Below are 18,009 nucleotides of genomic sequence, written 5' to 3' on the forward strand. Positions count from 1 at the left end.
GATGACTAGCATTGAAACAAGATTGGTTTAAAGGGCATTTTCAATGCAGTCAGCTACTGCCAATATGAAAAGAGGCTAGGACAATCAATATTGTCCCAGCCTCTTACAAAATATTTGTTAATTTATTTGTCTTATTAGTTAACGTGGATGTAGTTATATGAACTAGCTTCACCAGCAGGAATAGTACGTTCACTTACTGAGTAAGGTCCACCGCTATAGTTCATTTCAGATACTTCAACTGAACCATCGCTATTTACATTTTCAACGTATGCAACGTGGCCCATTGGACCTGATGAAGATTGTAAAATTGATCCAGCTTCTGGTGAATTATTTACAGTATAACCTGCTGAAGATGCTGCTGAAGCCCAGTTATTTGCATTTCCCCATGTAGATCCAATATCTCCGCCTACTTTATCAAATACATACCAAGTACATTGTCCAGCAGTGTATAAGTTACCACTTGAACTTTGTGTTGTAGTTGATTGTGTAGTTTGAGTTGATTGTGTAGTTTCTGCGGCATTTGCTTCTTGTCCGTGATCTAATCCTACGATTGCTGCTCCAATACCTGCTGTTAATGTTGTAGCTGTTACTAATTTTTTCATAATTAAAATATCCTCCCAAGATTTTGTCTAACTTATATAGTAATTCGTTTGATTGTCTGAGTTAAAATTTTTAGCCGCGAATTCATTTTTTTCAACGACAAGTCATACTGTATCAGATAAATTTACGTTTGTGTGGAATGTTATTGTTTTGTAAAGTAATTAAAAAAACCTCACATATCGTTGTAATAAACGATGTGTAAGGTTACAAAATTAAGACAAGGCGCAAAGCCCTATATTAGTTGCTTTACATTGAAAAAATAATGTAAATACGTTTTTACTATTACAATGGCTGTAAAATATCACAAAATTGTGTAACTATTATTTGAAAAATCTAATAGATAATGGTGGTAAATAATCTTCGCCATTATTTGCTTTCACAATAGCTACAATTGTAAAGATAAGCGAAAGTATTCCTAAAACAAATGAAGTAATAATACCAATAATAATAAAAACTAAAATACCACTAATGATTCCCCAAATAAAGTAAGAGAGAATAAAATTAAAATAATTCTTGCCAGCGCGATCAACAAAAGCTGATTCTTCTCGTTTGATTAACCAAATAATTAACGGCCCAATAAAACCAGTGAAAAAACTCAAGATATAAATAAGCATTGCCATCAGTCTATCATCCTTGCTAGACTGATTAAGGCGATTTTTATCCATGTTAAATTCAGTATCCTCATGCACGTGTTCAGTCACGAATATCACTCCTTTTCAGTGTATTATAGCAAATACTTAGTATTATATATATAAGAAATAAGTTGAATTTGGTTTTTACTATAGTTTATAAACAACAGAGTTGGGTTATAAAGATGAATAAAGCCTAACAAGTATTTTTATAGAAAGAAGGGAAATTATGAAAATAGCAATTGTTGGATCAGGCAATGGTGCTGTTACTGCAGCGCTAGATATGGTTAATAAAGGACATGAGGTTAAATTATATTGCCGTAATCAATCGATACACAAGTTTGATAAGGCGATGGAACGAGGTGGCTTCGATTTTAAGAATGAAGGCAGTGAACAATTTGTACCATTTACAAATGTTAGTGATGATATGGAATATGTGCTAGAAGGAGCAGAAGTGATTCAAGTTATTATTCCGTCATCGTTTATAGAGCATTATGCACAAACTATGGCGCCTTTTGTGACTGACAAACAACTGATTTTATTTAATATTGCAGCAGCTATGGGGTCTATTCGATTTATTAATGTTTTAGAAGATATGCATATTGATGTAATGCCTAAATTTGCAGAGGTAAATACTTTAACTTATGGTACGCGTGTTAATTTTAATACAGCAGAAGTAAACTTATCACTCAATGTTCGTAAAGTACATTTTACTACGTATGATGCTGAGTATTTATCAGATTCATTTAAGTTAATAGAAAAACTTTATCCATATATAGTGAAAGAAGAAAGTTTATGGAAGACTAATTTAGAAAATGGAAACCCTGAAGTTCATCCAGGTCCTACATTGCTCAATGTAGGCCGAATTGATTATGCAGATGACTTCTCATTATATAAAGAAGGTATCACTAAGCATACGATTAAATTGTTGCATGCAGTAGAATTAGAACGTTTAGCATTAGGTAGAAAACTAGGTTTTGAACTTAATACTGCTAAAGGTGCCAGAATTGAAAGAGGTTATTTATCACAAGAAGATGAAGATGAACCTTTAAATCGTTTGTTTAATACGAGTCCAGTGTTTTCACAAATAAATGGTCCGAATGAAGTGAAAAATAGATACTTAACAGAAGATATAGCTTTTGGTTTAGTTTTATGGTCAAGTCTAGGCAGACTAATAGATGTGAGTACACCGAACATTGATGCAATTATCGTGCTTGCATCTACTATATTAGAAAGAGATTTTTTTGAAGAGGGACTTACAGTAGAAGAGTTAGGGGTCGATAAACTCGGTTTAGACTAATAACCGTAACTAATTGAATAAGGGGGACTGTGTATGGTAAGACAACCAACATTTTTGGAAGCAATATCAACTATTATTGTAATGGTTATTATTGTGATTACTGGATTTGTAGTATTTGAAATACCGATACAGGCATTATTGATAATGTCTTCAGCTTATGCTGCGTGGATTGCTAAACGTGTTGGATTGAAATGGTCAGACTTAGAAGATGGCATTACTAAGCGCTTATCTACAGCAATGCCAGCATTATTCATTATATTAGCAGTTGGTATCGTTGTCGGAACTTGGATGTATTCCGGTACGGTACCAGCATTAATTTATTATGGTTTAGAATTTCTTAATCCGCATTATTTTTTAGTGTCTGCATTTATTATTTGTGCAATAACATCAGTTGCGACAGGTACAGCATGGGGTTCTGCTTCCACAGCAGGTATTTCGTTAATGGCTATAGCACATCAATTAAATATAGATGATGGCATGGCTGCTGGGGCTATTATTGCAGGTGCTGTGTTTGGGGATAAGATGTCGCCGTTATCAGATACAACAAATTTAGCTGCACTGGTTACAAAAGTTAATATTTTTAGCCATATTAGAGCGATGATATGGACAACAGTACCAGCTTCAATTATTGGTTTAATCGTTTGGTTTTTTGCAGGCTTAGGCTTACAGCAGACAGCAAATACTTCACAAATAAATCAATTACTGAATGAATTGGAAAATATTTATAACTTGAATGTTTTTGTATGGCTACCGATCATCATTATTATTATTTGTTTGATTTGTAAAATTGCAACCGTACCAGCGATGTTGATATCGAGTTTAAGTGCGATTTTAGTTGGAACGTTCAATAATAAATTTAATATAGTTGATGGATTTAAATCTACATTTGATGGCTTTAACCAGTCTATGTTGATACATAGTGATGGTTTATCTGAACGTACTATGACTCTCATTCAGCAGGGGGGAATGATGAGTATGACAGAGATACTCGTCACAATATTTACGGGTTATGCATTTGCAGGAATTGTTGAAAAAGCAGGTTGTTTAGATGTTATTCTTCATAGAATTTCTAGTAATATCCATTCGGTCGGACAACTAATTTTAGTAACAATTATTGGTAGCTTAATTATGGTATTAGCTGCTGGAGTTGCCTCTGTTGTTATTATCATGGTTGGTGTATTGATGATGGATATGTATAATAAAATGGATTTAGATCGTTCAAATTTATCTCGAACTTTAGAAGATTCAGGAACAATGATTATTCCATTGATTCCATGGGGGACTTCAGGCATCTACTACACGCAACAATTAGGAGTGACTGTTGACCAGTTCTTTATTTGGACAGTGCCGTGTTATCTATGTATCATATTTGCGTTGTTTTATGGTTTTAGTGGCATAGGTATTAAGAAGCGTAAAGATATAAAAAATGTATAGTTGACTGCGTTATTTTGGTAAAAGTGTAAATAGTATGTAATTAATTTGTTTATTTTAAGTTTTAGTAGTAGTTAAAACGGTTAAATATAACTATGGATGAGATGTATCATTATGTTACATAGTAATACTTGTAGCGATATTATTATGAAGATAACTAATGAGTAATCGTTCACTTTAAATTTTTATAAGAGAAAATATCCTTCAATTTTTTGTCTTATTTTCAGTTTTGTATTGTATATTGTAGCGATACTACAGTACAAAACTGTTTTTCATGAAGCGTAAATTTTAATAGTAAACGTTATGATACTTAACTACTATAATATAAGATAATAAAAATAGGCTATGACCAGTATAGTTGCTGTACTGATTATAGCCTATTAATTATGCTAAGTAAGAGTAAATAAAAAAGGCTAGAACATACTATGTCCAGCCTTTAATAATAAACATCAATCTTAGTGAATGTAGTTGTAGCTTGAAGCTTCGCTTGCTGAAATTGTACGTGAAGTAACAACACCAGCACCTTGGCCGTAGTTCATTTCTGAAACTTCTACTGAACCGTCACTGTTTACATTTTCAACATATGCAACGTGTCCCATAGCACCTGTTGAACTTTGTAAAATTGAACCAGCTTTAGCTGTGTTATTTACTGTGTAACCTGATGAAGCAGCAGCGCTTGCCCAGTTACTTGCGTTACCCCATGTAGAACCAATTTTTCCGCCTACTTTGTCATAAACATAATATGTACATTGACCAGCAGTGTACAAGTTACTTGATGAACCTGAAGCACTTGAAAGTGAAACTGAAGAGCTTGAAGGTGCACTTTGAGTAGTTACTTTAATGTTACGGTCTGAAGTAGAGTTAGAAGCAGCTCCGCCTCCACCAGTTGTGTTATTTGAAGTATAAGATTGGTTAGAGTAGTTGTTATATGAACCACTATTATTTGAATAACTATCATTACTATATGAGCTATAGTTATAGTTATAGTTATAAGTGTTATGTTGATTTGGGCTCCAATTACCTTGCCAAGTGTAGTTGTAGTTACCTTGTTGGTCTATAGTGTAAGAGTAGCTGTATGAAGTTGGATCATTTGGATTGTATCCACCTTGGTTATTTTCTGCTGCATCAGCTTCGTTTTGAGCAAAAGCAAACGTAGCGATTCCAGCTGTAGCGATAGTAGCTGTAGCGATTTTTTTCATTTTAAAATATCCTCCTAAATTTTTTCTTAATAATAAGTTTTATTTGTATGTCTCTATCGACGATTGTTTATATTTTCTTGGTTGTTTTTACGACAAGAATTAATATATCAGAAAATCATTCATTTGTGCTCAATGTTATTGATTTGTAATTTAGTTCTAATAAAATCGAGTCTTATGTAACAATTCGAAATATAAGAAATTCTTCTAAAAGGCTTGATAGACGGGCATTGAAGGAATTTGTAGAGAAAAATTACACGCTAATATATTACAAAGCTGTAAAATAACAGAAAATTTAAAATCAATTGTAAACACATAAATTCAGTAATATGAATATTTAAAAACATATGTATCTTCATATTAATAATAAAAATAACTAATTAATAATATATAAGAGCTTCGAGAAACAATCGGGGATTTGAAGCAATGATATTGACAACAATAAAATAATAGATTAATATCTAAGTATAAAAAGTATACTTATTTAGAGGGAGTGCGCTATGAAAGTTGAATTGGGAATCACATCATTTGCAGATAATAATGACATCATTACAGAAGAAGGTAGACAACCTGCTCTATCTGCAGCACAAAGAATACGCAATATTATAGAAGAAATTGAAACGGCAGATGCTCTAGGCTTAGATGTTTATGGTTTGGGAGAACATCATCGAGCAGATTATGCGGTTTCTGATCCAGTATCAGTATTAGCATCTGCAGCGCGTTCCACTACCCATATAAAATTATCAAGTGCAGTGACGGTATTATCTTCAGATGATTCTGTTCGTGTATTCCAACGATTTTCAACTCTTGATGCACTTTCTAACGGGAGAGCTGAAATTTTAGTAGGTAGAGGTTCATTTATTGAATCCTTCCCATTATTTGGACATAATTTACAAGATTATGAACAATTATTTAATGAAAAATTAGACCTATTAATGAAGATAAATGCACAGACAATTGTTAACTGGGACGGTAATTTTCGTCCTAATATAGATAATTTAGGTGTGTATCCACGTCCTGAGCATGGTAAGTTAAAAATTGGGATTGCAACAGGAGGTACACCAGAATCATCATTAAGAGCAGGGGCATTAGGTTTACCAATAACTTATGCTATAATTGGTGGAGATTCAAAAAGATTTAAGCGCAATGTTGAGATGTACAAATCAAGTGCCTTATCTTATGGACACGATGCTAATCAACTATCTGTTGCTACTCATTCGTGGGGCTTTATAGCGGATACTGATGAAGCAGCAATGCGTGCCTTTTTCCCTTCGTTAAAAGCAAATCATGATATGTTAGGTCGTGAGCGTGGATGGCCACCATATAATGAGTATACTTTTGAAAGAGAAATAAGCCAGCATGGTGCATTATATGTTGGTAGTCCAGAAACAGTAGCACAAAAGATTATTAACACGGTAGAAACTCTAGGTCTTAATCGCTTTATGTTGCATACGCCGGTAGGTTCAATACCTCATGAAGATACACTTAAAACAATTAGGTTATTAGCAACACAAGTGAAACCTATTGTAGATAAATATTTTGAAGATAAATAAGGAGAGAAAGTACATGATTTTACGTTATTTAACAAATTTGAAATTAGCGAAAGAATTATTTGATTCAGCAAAACCTAAATTAAAAGGTGACCAAACAATGAAAGATACATTTGAAAATGTATTTGGTCTACCGGCAAATTCAGTACCTTTAGCTGGTGCTATTGAAGCATTAAGTGCATTATTTTTTGTATTAAGCTTTGCAAGTAAAAAATTATCTCGTTTAGGTTCATTATTTACTTTTGCAGTATTAGGTGTTGCAATTGTAAAACACTTTGAAGCTGGTCATGGTAAGCAAGGTGCTAAACATGCATTAGACTTAACAGGTTTAGCAGCATTAAGCTTTTTAGATACATTTAATGGTAAACAAAAATAATTTTGTGTTGAACGATATTCCAAAAATTTTGGAATATCGTTTTTTTATTTAAGTTTATTTTGGTGTTAGATCTTGTTTTAGCAATTTAACTGTTGAATTTTGATAACATAGTAGTATAAAATAAATATATTAATGATTGTTGAAATTATTATATTGTGAATTATGAAACCTAGAATTAACAACAAAGGAGTGATTACTATGGAGGAAAAAGTATTTAAATCACTTGATGAATTATTTTTGATAAACCAACAACTAAAAGGATTTTTCAAAGTTGTAAAAGCACATTTTAAACTAAATTTTGAAGAAATATATATTTTAAATATTCTTAACAACTGTCAAGGCCATGAAGTTACTGCAAAAGAAATAGCACAACAAACACATTTAAAACCTTATTATTTAACTAAAGCATTACAAAAATTAAAAGATTTAGGGTACTTAAATAAAAAAAGAAGTGACTTCGATGAACGCACAGTTATTGTATTTGTAAATGATCAAGAGAAAGCAAAGATAAGGCATACTATTGAAGAAGTTAAAAAATATTTTATATAGCTATATATTGAGAATACTTACTATCATTGGTTTCATTCGATGAAACGACCGTAGTAGGTATTCTTTTTTGTGATTATTCGCAAAATTCAGATAACACTATTTTATTCTATTTAATAAAAAATTGTTCTAATAATAGTTGATATACAAGGTAAAAATGATATAATGAGTTCGTTAATGAAAGCGTATACACAAAAGGAGTTATATCATGAATTTGATTTTAGGTGTCATTTTTTTAGCATTAGTATTATGTTTATTTACTTTATTTACGAGTAAGGCTCCACAAGGTGGAAAAGCTATGGGTGCGTTAGCAAATGCAGCAATAGCTTCGTTTTTAGTCGAAGCATTTCAAAAATATGTAGGTGGAGATTTATTGGGTGTAGATTTTTTAGGTACACTTGGTGAAACGGCAGGCGGATTAGGTGGACTTGCTGCAGCAGGCTTAGTAGCATTAGCAATGGGTGTAAGTCCTGTTTATGCCTTTGTGATAGCTTTAGCATGTGGAAATTTAGATTTATTACCTGGGTTTATCGCAGGTTATCTTATAAGCTTTGCTATGAAATGGATTGAAGGCAAAGCGCCAGCAGGTGTAGATTTAATTTTAGCAATAATCGTCATTGCGCCGTTAACACGTATTATTGCAATGGGTGTATCGCCATTAGTAGATGCAAGTTTAATGCAAATCGGTAATATTATTAAAGAATCTACTACATCGAGTCCTATTCTCATGGGTATTGTTCTTGGAGGTATCATTACAGTAGTAGCTACTGCACCACTAAGCTCTATGGCATTAACTGCATTATTAGGATTAACTGGCACACCAATGGCAATCGGTGCTTTAGCTGTCTTTGGATCATCATTTATGAATTTTGTGTTATTTAAACGCATGAAGTTTGGTGATCGTAAAACTACGATGTCAGTAGCTATAGAACCATTATCACAAGCTGATATTGTTACTGCCAATCCATTACCAGTTTATGCAACTAATTTTGTTGGTGGCGCTATTTCTGGCATTATCATCGCATTATTTGGTTTAGTCAATGATGCAACAGGAACGGCTACACCTATTGCGGGATTAATGGTAATGTTTGGCTTTAATAATCCGGTAACTGTTATCATTACTGCATCATTATGTGCTATTAGCAGTGCTACGTGTGGATGGTTAGGTTCTATGGTGTTTAAAAACTACCCTATAGTAACTAAAGATGAATTGCAGTCAGGCAACATTCCTAAAAAAGTAAAACAATATTATGCTCGAAAAAAATATTTTGCAGAAAGTTTAGCATAAAATAACACGCTTATTTCAATTAAAAATGAAATAAGCGTGTTTTATTGTGTATGTTAAATAGAGCTTTGAGTGCTTAAGTGGTTTGTAGAATTACTTTCAATTTTATGAAATACCTTTTCTAAAATAATAGCTAATATCCAATAAAATGCGGCTGCAATGGAATAGACTGTAATAAATTGATATCCTTCATTTGCGATAATCCGGCTTACTGCCATAATTTCAGTTACTTGAACTGCGAACGCTAAAGAAGTTCCTTTGATAAGCATAATAAATTGGTTTTCGATATTAGGTAAAGCATAATTAAAAGCTTGAGGTAAAACGATGCGCGTATAAATATGACGATTAGACAAACCTACTGTTTTTGCTGCTTCAATTTGTGAGTAGTCAACTGATAGCAAACCACTTTTCATCGTTTCACTAAGGTAAGCAATTGCGTGTAGAGAAAATGCAATTAAAGCAATCAACATCGGTGAAAACATATCGGGATTGATTTTCAAGCCGAGTGTAGCATTTAAGTATAATATCAAATTAGGTATGCCATAATATAAAATAAATAACTGTATTATGAGGGGCGTACTTCTAATAAATGAATTATAGACAATAATAAACTGTGAAAAAATGGGTGTTTTTCTAATCTGAATGATGGCAAATAACGTCCCTACACAGAGCCCTACAGTCATTGCTACTAAAGATATAATAATTGTATTTGGAAGACTTTTGAATATTTCCCAAATTGTTTGAAAGATAAAGGACAAAGTTTTACCTCCTATACTTGATAAGGTTTTTGAGTAGATTTATTCAGCCAAGCTAAGCTGCCTTGAATGATAAGCGAGATGATCCAATAAATAATTGAAATAACTATATAGACTTCTAGCATGCCCAAACCATAATTGTTACCAATAATTAATTTAACTTGTCCCATCATATCGATAATACCGATTGTAAAAGCCAATGAAGTATCTTTAACGAGTTCAATGATTTGAGTAGTTAAATTTGGAATGGCATTACGTAGGGCCTGAGGTACTATAACTGACAAGAAAATTCTTACAGGAGATAAACCTACTGTTAAGCCTGCTTCAATTTGGTCATAGTCTACAGATAAATAACCTGCTCTAAAAATTTCAGCTAAGTATGCGCCAGTGTGCATTGAAAACGCTAGAATTACAAAAAACAATCTACTAAAATGATTTATATCAATATTAATAATCATAAGTACTTGCGGTAAGGCAAAATACACTAGAAATAATTGTAATATTAACGGTGTGCTACGAATAAAAGAAATATATACACGCACGAGCGAAGATAAAAATTTTATGTGCTTAAGACGTATAGTACATAATATGAGACCTAATATAGCGGCAAAAATCAAAGCTAACACAATCATCAATAATGTGAGGGGCAATTTTTGTAATACTTGATTAAAGAGATTTAGCCATTGTTCTAGAGACATTATTGCACCTCCAAGTTATTTTTTTGTTCGTTAATATCTGTTAAATTGTCGAAAACATTAATATCAAAATATTTTCGAGATAATTGTTGTAATTTACCTTCTTTTTTTAATTCAATAGTTGCTTTATCGATATCATCATGCAAACGTTGTTGTTTTTTGTTATAAACGATATGTAAAGGTTCCTTTTTAACAATGCCACCTATTTTGACATCTGCATTTATTTCACTTTGTATGGCGTGGTATGTGTTCCAATTTAAAAACATAACGTCACGACGTTGGTTACTTACAGATTTTAAACTATCACCATTTGAAGGTTCTTGAATGGTGTTAATATCAATCTTCTGACTATGTTGTTTATTATATTGGCTTAGTATTGAATATAGTCCTCCACTTGGCGCCATAGGTGTTAATGTTTTGCCGGGTAAATCACTTAATTTTTGAATATCATTCGTATCTTTATGTACTGCTAACATCGGTAACGCATAACTATATGGAACATCTTGATATAGAAATTGTTTTTCGCGTTCAGGAGTTTTGAAAAACCAATTAATCCCCATATCAAATTTACCTGCTCCAATACCAACAAGGTTAGACTCTTCTTCTCCAACTTCGTAAGTGAATTTATATTGAGGTAATTTTTTTTCTAATAATTTGAGATAATCCATATCTAAACCAACAAATTCATTATGTTTATTCGTATATAAATAAGGTGGGTTCACTTCTGCTGAGAGTGCGACTTTTATTTCTTTTTTGTTATTATTGTCGGTGTCGTTATTACAAGAAGCCAATAGCAAGCAACTACATGCAATGGTAATGAAGAAAACAATGTGTTTTAACGTCATTTATATACACCTTCAACTTCTACTCTGTTTAAAAAGCGATTCAGTCGCTCAGAATGAGTGTGTTCTAATACTTCTTCTGGACTACCTCTATGTAAAATTTCTCCATTATCTATAAATAAAATTTGATCTGCTATTGCTTTAGCGAAGTTGATTTCATGAGTGACTAAAACCATCGTCATGCCTTCTTCAGCGATAGATTTAATAAGTGATAACACACTTTGAATTGATTCAGGGTCTAGTGCTGAAGTTGGTTCATCAAGTAATAATACATCTGGATTTAGCGCTAATGCACGTACAATGCCAACGCGTTGGCTTTGGCCACCTGAAAGTTGGATAGGATATTTATGTTTATGCTCTAACATATTCACTTTCTTTAAATATGAGAGTGCAATTTCTTCAGCCTTAGCCTTATCATAGTTTTGACCATAAATTAAACCTTCAGTGATATTTTCTAAAATTGTTTTGTTTTTAAATAAATTATAGTTTTGAAATACCATTGCCGATTTATTGCGTAATTGTTTAATGTCCTTTTTGGAATGTTGTTGGGTATTAAATTGGAAGTCGTCTATAGTAATAGTGCCACTCCATGGAGTGGCTAATAAATTAAGTGAACGTAGTAAAGTCGTTTTGCCTGAACCACTCGGTCCGATTATCGCTGTAACTTCTCCTTTACGCTGACTGAAACTGACATCGTTTAATACAGAATTTGAATTATATTTTAATTTTAAATTATTTACTGTAATCATGGTTATCCTCCTTAATTGCTTGATTTAAAATTATCATACTAATTCTTATCGGTAAAGTAAGATTTTGGGCTGTGAAAGGTTTCAATTGAGTAAATCGAGTGTTAAACTAGGAAAGAATGAAAGATAAGTAAATATGAGGTGATTATATTGAATCGTTCCGCATTAATACATACGGATATTCAACGGAAATGGATTGCAAAATTTGAGCAAGTTAAAGGGCAATTTAGAGAAAATGCCGAATACAATGATAAGAACTCAGACTTTCCATATAAAAATATACAATGGCTAGTAGATGAAGGATATACGCTCCTATCCTTACCTAAAGCATATGGTGGTGAAGGTGCCACAATTGAAGATATGGTGATTTTACAAAGTTACTTAGGGTCATTAGATGGTGCTACTGCATTATCCATAGGTTGGCATATAAGTGTTGTAGGTCAAATTTATGAACAACAACTATGGGCGCCAGCTATGTTGGATCAATTTGCACAGGAAATTAAAAATGGTGCATTAGTTAATAGAGCAGTTAGTGAAGCGGAAACTGGAAGTCCAACAAGAGGTGGTAGACCTAGCACGTATGTAACTAAAAATGAACATGGTTATCTCATTAATGGTGTAAAAACATTCACATCGATGAGTAAACGTTTATCCCATTTTATTGTGGGTGCATTTGATTCGGAATCACAGCAAGTAGGCTTTTATTTGGTTGATAAAACTATGCCAGGTGTAGAAATAGCTAATAATTGGAATATGGTAGGTATGCGTGCCACTGAAAGCCATGATTTAGTACTAACTGATGTACAAATTCCAACAGAAAATTTTGTAGAAACACGCGTTGGTAAACCAAGTTCTCCTAATGGTTGGATTTTACACATTCCAAGTACATACTTAGGTATAGCACAAGCTGCAAGAGATTATGCAGTTGATTTTTCCGCAACATATAGTCCAAATAGTGTCGATGGTACAATTGGTGATATTGCTACCGTACAACAAAATATCGGCAAAATGGAATCATTATTATTATCTGCACGACACTTTTTATGGAGTACGGCAAGTTTGTACAATAATCCAGAAAATAACAATATGTGGAACGAAACCTCTGCAAGTAAAGTATTGGTTATGAATCAAGGGTTAGAAGTTATAGATTTAGCAATGCGTATTGTTGGGGCTAAAAGTTTAGAAATGGAGCGCCCATTACAGCGTTATTATAGAGATATGCGTGCTGGTTTGCACAATCCTCCAATGGAAGATATGGCATATACTAATATAGCTAAATCAGTTTTAGGGAAAATTTAATAGCTTTTAAGCGTATTTAGTTATGATTGTTCCACACGGGCAGGCAGAATAAGTTTTATAATTTTGCGTGCGCTAGTATAAGTATAATAGCTTCGGTCAAGTTACTGTGAAAATAATTTTTCTGTTGCCTCTATTTAGGTATTGTAATTAAAAGCGTAAAATTTTATAATATATTGGAAGTGATAATCATTTTCAATGGAGGGTAAATTATGAAGAAATTATGGTTAGTATTAATAGCATTCGTACTTGTATTAGCAGCATGTGGGAATGGCTCCGACAGTAATTCAGATAAAAATAAAAAAGAAACGAAGTCATATACATTAGATAGTGGTAAAAAGGTGGAAATTCCTAAAAATCCTGAGCGTATTGCATCTGTGGCACCAACTTATGCACCAGGTTTGAAATATTTAGGTGCTAATTTAGTGGCTGTTAGTGATCAAGTAGAGCAAAGTGATGTTATTAAAGATAAATTTAAAGGAGTAGAAAAAGTCGGAGAAAATGATGTAGAAAAAGTTGCTAAAACAAAACCAGATCTCATCATTGCTTATTCTACAGATAAAAATATCAAAAAATATAAAAAAATAGCTCCAACAGTAGTTTTTGATTATGGCAAACACGATTATTTAGATCAACAACAAGAACTTGCTAAAATTGTCGGTAAAGAAAAAGAACAACAAAAATGGGAAAAAGAATGGAAAGCTAAAACGAAAAAAGATGGTGAGCAAATCCAAAATAAAATTGGAAAAGACTCAACTGTAACTATTTTCGATGAGTTTGATAAAAAACTATATACTTACGGTGAAAACTGGGGACGTGGTGGCGAAGTCCTTTATCAAGCGTTCGGCTTGAAAATGCCAGACAAAGTAAAATCGTTAACTGAAAAAGAAGGTTGGGCGGAAATTAAGCAAGAAAAAATGGCTGATTACGCTGGTGATTATATAGTTTCAACGAGTCAAGGAAAAGCAGAGCCAAGTTATCAATCGACTGACTTATGGAAAAACATTCCAGCAGTTAAAAATGATCAAGTCATAAAAATTAATGCTACGTCATATTGGTATAATGATCCATATACGTTAGAATTTATGCGTAAAGATTTAAAAGAAAAACTGTTAAATCAATAATTGTAGTTCTAATAATAGTGAACACGATGTTTAATAACTTAAAAACATACTGCTCAACGGTTCACCTATTAAAGTAGAACGAGCGTGGGACATAAAGCCCCATGCTCAAAATAAGAGGACCAATCCTTAATATGGATTGGTCCTCTTTAAATTTGACATTTATTATTAGTTAAAGATTTTTATTTTCCGGACTCGTATTTTCATTTTTATAGAAGTAAAAAACATTTGTAAACTTTTTATTTTTTGTAGTTAACATTTATGGTATAATTTTGCTCATATAAGGAGGAATGAGTATGTCAACGAAATATCTTGTTTATACTGCACTCATGACTGCTATAATTGCAGTAATGGGGGCGATCCCATCAATTCCTTTACCATTTATGCCTGTTCCAATTGTTTTACAAAATATTGGAATCTTTTTAGCTGGTATTATATTAGGGCGTAAATACGGTATGATTAGTGTATTGATTTTATTATTATTAGTTGCTACAGGGTTGCCGTTATTATCAGGCGGTAGAGGTGGTATAGGCGTATTTGTCGGACCATCTGCAGGTTTTTTATTTATGTATCCTGTCGTCACTTTTTTAATAGGATTACTGCGTGATTTGTATTTTGACAAAATAAATTTTGTCGTACTGTTAATAATTACTTTAGTAGTAGGTGTTTTACTATTAGATATTGTGGGAACTATGATTATGGGTCTTATTACTAATATTCCGGTAACGAAATCATTAACTTTAGCATTAGTGTTTATGCCAGGAGATATTATTAAAGCTATTTTAGCTAGTCTATTAGGTAATATTTTATTAAATCATAGTAGATTTAAACAATTATTGAAACAATAGTATATTTGGCGGGGAGAGAACATAGATGGAGCATATTTCAATGAAGGATATTTATCAAGGTGGACTAGTTTATAGTACAGATATGATGAAAACAATTTATTTAACACCGGAAGATAGTATCATTTTCGATGAAAATAAATGGATGTATCATCGCATGCCTTCATTACAACAATGGCTATCTGATATTGATACGCAATTACAAATGCATCATGTTCAAGGTTCGCATCATTTGTCGTTTACCTTTCCGGAAAATATAGATTTAAATGAACAGTTTAAAGCTGAAATAAACAACAGAGGTTTTGAATTAGGTTGTTTAGAAATGTATGCGATTGATTCCAACCAAGTTCAATATGCTGAACACCCTGATATTACCGTGAAATTTGTATCTCATTCAGAAGTGGAAGACTATCTGAAAGTGTATCAAGTTTTTGCAGAACCTTTTGGCGATACATACGTACAACATAGTAGCCAAATGATTCGTAACAATCATGATTTGGACCATGTAGATCGTGTTATTGCTTATTACAATAACAAACCAGTAGGTATTTTAGATTTGATTATCACTTCAAAATGTGTGGAAATTGACGGTTTTGGCGTCATCCCTGAATTTCAACGACGCGGCATTGGCACAATAATGCAAAGTTTTGTCGCAGATGTTGCTCAAAATAAAATAATAATCTTAGTTGCTGACGGTGAAGATACAGCCAAAGATATGTATGTTAAGCAGGGCTACAGCTATATTGGCTTTTGCCAGCAAGTGTTAAAAGAAGATGTATAATAAATATAAAAGCTATTGAATCTAANNTTAGATTCAATAGCTTTTATACGTTCTGGATGACTATAAATATTAAAATTACCATCTCTTATAAACCCAACAGCTGTAATATTTAAATCTTTCGCAAGTTGTACAGCTAATGTAGTTGGAGCAGATTTTGATAATATCACCCCTACACCTATTTTAGCTGCTTTAATTAATATTTCTGATGAAATACGGCCACTAAAAATAAGTACTTTATCTCGAATAGATATATGGTTATAAATACAGTAGCCATAAAGTTTATCAAGTGCATTATGACGCCCGATATCTTGTCTATGTTCAAAGAAGTTGTCACCATCGCTAATAGCAGCATTGTGCAAGCCGCCTGTTTGTTTAAATACAGTGCTGGCATTTTGTAAACCTTTCATCATTTCTAATACTTGGTGTGGAGAGATTGTAATATTGGACATGGAAGTTTTGGCGATGGCTGCATCATTCTTGAAATAAAATTCTCTACTTTTACCACAACATGAAGCAATCATTCGTTTAGTAGAATACTCGACGCGCTCACCTAAGTCTTTGGTAAGTTCAACGTGTGCAAACCCCTTACTATCGTCAATTTGTATTGATTTTAATTGATCTCTTTTTAGAATAACACCTTCAGATGCGAGAAATCCTACCACGAGCTCTGTTAAATTGTTAGGACTGCAAATAACAGTTGCAAACTCTTGACCATTAACCATAATTGTCAGCGGAAATTCAGTAACATAATGATCATGTGATTCTACTAACTCACCATTTTCATAGCGCACTATAGGTTGATTGTTTAACACATCTTTCGACATAGCTTTCACTCCTTATCCACCAATTATTTCTAGTTTAGCGTATCTAAAGTCTACTATCAAAACAATAACCTTGGAAAAAAATAGTAATGAACTATTATTGCAAGACATCGAGTAAATAGGTAAACTTATAGTAAACAAAGCGAGGTGTTTAAATTGGCAAGTATAAGAGATATTGCACGTGAAGCTGGTGTAAGTCCAGGTACAGTATCACGTGTTTTAAATGATGATAAAACTTTATCAGTGTCACCGAAGACACGTAATAGAATTTTAACGATTACTGAGCAATTAAAATATCATAAAGTAGAAAGAAAAAATAAACGGATACAAATAATTACATACGCTTCAAAGGAACGAGAAATGACAGACCCATACTATCGTGAAATCCGTTTGGCTATTGAAAAAGAAATAAAACGATTGAATCTTTCATTGAAACGAACATTACGAATTGATGGGACGAATAAATTAGAGAACATTTCACAAATCGAAAAAGCTGGAGCAATCATTGTTATCGGCAAGTTTTCGAGTGATACATTACAGACCTTGCATGGTTATAATAATAATATGGTAGTTATTAATAATCCAGAAACCCCTAAAAATATAGATGCCGTTTATAGTGATTTAGGGGATGCAATGTATCAATTATTAGAAAAAGTCAAAGCACAAAATGTGACGCAAGTAACTTATGTAGGTGGTGTTAAAACAAACCGTGATTTAACTGGGACACCTACATTTTGTAATAATGATCCAAGATATATGAGTTATCAACAGTGGTGTAGGCACCATGATATAACTGAAGATGCGTATATAGTTGGTTGGGATAAAGAACATGGTCAACAAGTAATAAAAGACTTAGTAAAACAATCCAACTTACCAGAAGTATTAATTGCGGGTAATGATATGTTAGCAATAGGTATGATGCAACAATTATTTGCTGAAAAAATTTCGGTACCTGAGCAAGTTCAACTTATTAGTTTCAACGATTTAGATATTTTGCAATATGTTAGTCCTAGTGTTAGTAGTGTACATATTGCTATTGATGAATTCGGTAGAAGTGCAGTGAAGATGGCTGAAGAACGTATTCATAATATACGTAGTGTAGCGCATCATATTGTAGTAGAAGCGCAATTAATTGAGCGGGAAACGTTTCATGCTTAAAAGTCATTTAATTGACAAAGTGTAGAGTAAACAAGT

Annotated in this window: 18 protein-coding genes and 1 pseudogene; 11 read left to right on the top strand and 8 right to left on the bottom strand. The window is 32.8% G+C overall.

The genetic code is table 11. The features are described from left to right. Positions 1-134 precede the first annotated feature (134 nt). Both JVU85_RS08510 and JVU85_RS08515 read right to left on the bottom strand, forming a co-directional pair. Positions 135-602, bottom strand: coding sequence for a CHAP domain-containing protein (locus JVU85_RS08510; RefSeq protein WP_002509324.1), 468 nt, complete (start codon positions 600-602; stop codon positions 135-137). A 318-nt stretch (positions 603-920) separates the two neighbouring features. Continuing rightward, the gene (locus tag JVU85_RS08515; protein ID WP_031266534.1) at positions 921-1,265 is read right to left on the bottom strand and encodes a DUF4870 domain-containing protein; all 345 of its coding nucleotides are present in this window, start codon (positions 1,263-1,265) and stop codon (positions 921-923) included. 193 nt (positions 1,266-1,458) lie between these two features. On the opposite strand from JVU85_RS08515, the gene JVU85_RS08520 reads away from it, so the two are divergent. Both JVU85_RS08520 and nhaC read left to right on the top strand, forming a co-directional pair. Then, entirely contained in the window at positions 1,459-2,529 is a 1,071-nt protein-coding gene (locus tag JVU85_RS08520; RefSeq protein WP_002509322.1) for an NAD/NADP octopine/nopaline dehydrogenase family protein, read from the top strand. A gap of 33 nt (positions 2,530-2,562) precedes the next feature. Beyond that, positions 2,563-3,963 carry a Na+/H+ antiporter NhaC gene (nhaC, locus tag JVU85_RS08525; RefSeq protein ID WP_002509321.1) on the top strand — a complete coding sequence of 467 codons (1,401 nt, stop codon included), beginning with the start codon at positions 2,563-2,565 and terminating at the stop codon, positions 3,961-3,963. A gap of 452 nt (positions 3,964-4,415) precedes the next feature. On the opposite strand, the gene JVU85_RS08530 is transcribed toward nhaC, so the two are convergent. Continuing rightward, positions 4,416-5,159 (bottom strand): CHAP domain-containing protein, encoded by a 744-nt coding sequence (locus tag JVU85_RS08530; protein ID WP_002509320.1) that lies wholly within the window; start codon positions 5,157-5,159, stop codon positions 4,416-4,418. A gap of 497 nt (positions 5,160-5,656) precedes the next feature. Between JVU85_RS08530 and JVU85_RS08535 the strand changes: the two genes are divergently transcribed. The 4 genes from JVU85_RS08535 (at position 5,657) to JVU85_RS08550 (ending at position 8,916) form a co-directional block, all read left to right on the top strand. Continuing rightward, a complete protein-coding gene (locus JVU85_RS08535; protein ID WP_204171500.1) occupies positions 5,657-6,709 on the top strand; it encodes an LLM class flavin-dependent oxidoreductase in 1,053 nt (350 codons plus the stop codon). 13 nt (positions 6,710-6,722) lie between these two features. After that, the gene (locus JVU85_RS08540; RefSeq protein ID WP_002509318.1) at positions 6,723-7,082 is read left to right on the top strand and encodes a DoxX family protein; all 360 of its coding nucleotides are present in this window, start codon (positions 6,723-6,725) and stop codon (positions 7,080-7,082) included. A gap of 198 nt (positions 7,083-7,280) precedes the next feature. Continuing rightward, positions 7,281-7,631, top strand: a complete 351-nt coding sequence (locus tag JVU85_RS08545) for a transcriptional regulator, SarA/Rot family (RefSeq protein WP_002509317.1) — start codon at positions 7,281-7,283, stop codon at positions 7,629-7,631. Positions 7,632-7,836: 205 nt separating this feature from the next. Continuing rightward, positions 7,837-8,916, top strand: a complete 1,080-nt coding sequence (locus JVU85_RS08550; protein WP_002509316.1) for a PTS sugar transporter subunit IIC — start codon at positions 7,837-7,839, stop codon at positions 8,914-8,916. Positions 8,917-8,969: 53 nt separating this feature from the next. On the opposite strand, the gene JVU85_RS08555 is transcribed toward JVU85_RS08550, so the two are convergent. The 4 genes from JVU85_RS08555 to JVU85_RS08570 are packed head-to-tail and all read right to left on the bottom strand — an operon-like array spanning position 8,970 to position 11,954. Continuing rightward, the gene (locus tag JVU85_RS08555; RefSeq protein ID WP_002509315.1) at positions 8,970-9,671 is read right to left on the bottom strand and encodes an amino acid ABC transporter permease; all 702 of its coding nucleotides are present in this window, start codon (positions 9,669-9,671) and stop codon (positions 8,970-8,972) included. Positions 9,672-9,682: 11 nt separating this feature from the next. Further along, a complete protein-coding gene (locus JVU85_RS08560; RefSeq protein WP_204171499.1) occupies positions 9,683-10,366 on the bottom strand; it encodes an amino acid ABC transporter permease in 684 nt (227 codons plus the stop codon). After that, a complete protein-coding gene (locus JVU85_RS08565; protein WP_021458955.1) occupies positions 10,366-11,208 on the bottom strand; it encodes an amino acid ABC transporter substrate-binding protein in 843 nt (280 codons plus the stop codon). Before JVU85_RS08565 ends, JVU85_RS08560 begins: the two co-directional genes overlap by 1 nt. After that, on the bottom strand, positions 11,205-11,954 hold the full coding sequence (locus JVU85_RS08570; RefSeq protein WP_103388512.1) for an amino acid ABC transporter ATP-binding protein: 750 nt from the start codon (positions 11,952-11,954) through the stop codon (positions 11,205-11,207). The genes JVU85_RS08565 and JVU85_RS08570 overlap by 4 nt, the downstream gene beginning before the upstream one ends. 147 nt (positions 11,955-12,101) lie before the next feature. Here JVU85_RS08570 and JVU85_RS08575 point away from each other — a divergent pair, with 147 nt between their 5' ends. The 4 genes from JVU85_RS08575 to JVU85_RS08590 all read left to right on the top strand — a co-directional run bounded on the left by JVU85_RS08575 (position 12,102) and on the right by JVU85_RS08590 (position 15,994). Then, positions 12,102-13,250, top strand: coding sequence for an acyl-CoA dehydrogenase family protein (locus tag JVU85_RS08575; protein ID WP_142019459.1), 1,149 nt, complete (start codon positions 12,102-12,104; stop codon positions 13,248-13,250). A gap of 209 nt (positions 13,251-13,459) precedes the next feature. Further along, complete coding sequence (locus JVU85_RS08580) at positions 13,460-14,371, top strand: ABC transporter substrate-binding protein (RefSeq protein WP_204171498.1); 912 nt, start codon at positions 13,460-13,462, stop codon at positions 14,369-14,371. A gap of 293 nt (positions 14,372-14,664) precedes the next feature. After that, positions 14,665-15,216 carry a biotin transporter BioY gene (locus tag JVU85_RS08585; RefSeq protein WP_204171497.1) on the top strand — a complete coding sequence of 184 codons (552 nt, stop codon included), beginning with the start codon at positions 14,665-14,667 and terminating at the stop codon, positions 15,214-15,216. A gap of 40 nt (positions 15,217-15,256) precedes the next feature. Beyond that, a complete protein-coding gene (locus tag JVU85_RS08590; protein WP_037558448.1) occupies positions 15,257-15,994 on the top strand; it encodes a GNAT family N-acetyltransferase in 738 nt (245 codons plus the stop codon). Positions 15,995-16,038: 44 nt separating this feature from the next. Here the strand turns inward: JVU85_RS08590 and fdhD are convergent. Next, positions 16,039-16,818: pseudogene (gene fdhD / locus JVU85_RS08595) on the bottom strand (formate dehydrogenase accessory sulfurtransferase FdhD); the annotation flags it as partial. 153 nt (positions 16,819-16,971) lie between these two features. Here fdhD and JVU85_RS08600 point away from each other — a divergent pair. Beyond that, positions 16,972-17,973: a LacI family DNA-binding transcriptional regulator gene (locus tag JVU85_RS08600; protein WP_204172349.1), complete on the top strand. Its 1,002-nt coding sequence runs from the start codon at positions 16,972-16,974 to the stop codon at positions 17,971-17,973. Positions 17,974-18,009 lie beyond the last annotated feature (36 nt).

This window comes from Staphylococcus sp. GDY8P72P (assembly GCF_016890655.1).
Lineage (GTDB): Bacteria > Bacillota > Bacilli > Staphylococcales > Staphylococcaceae > Staphylococcus > Staphylococcus arlettae.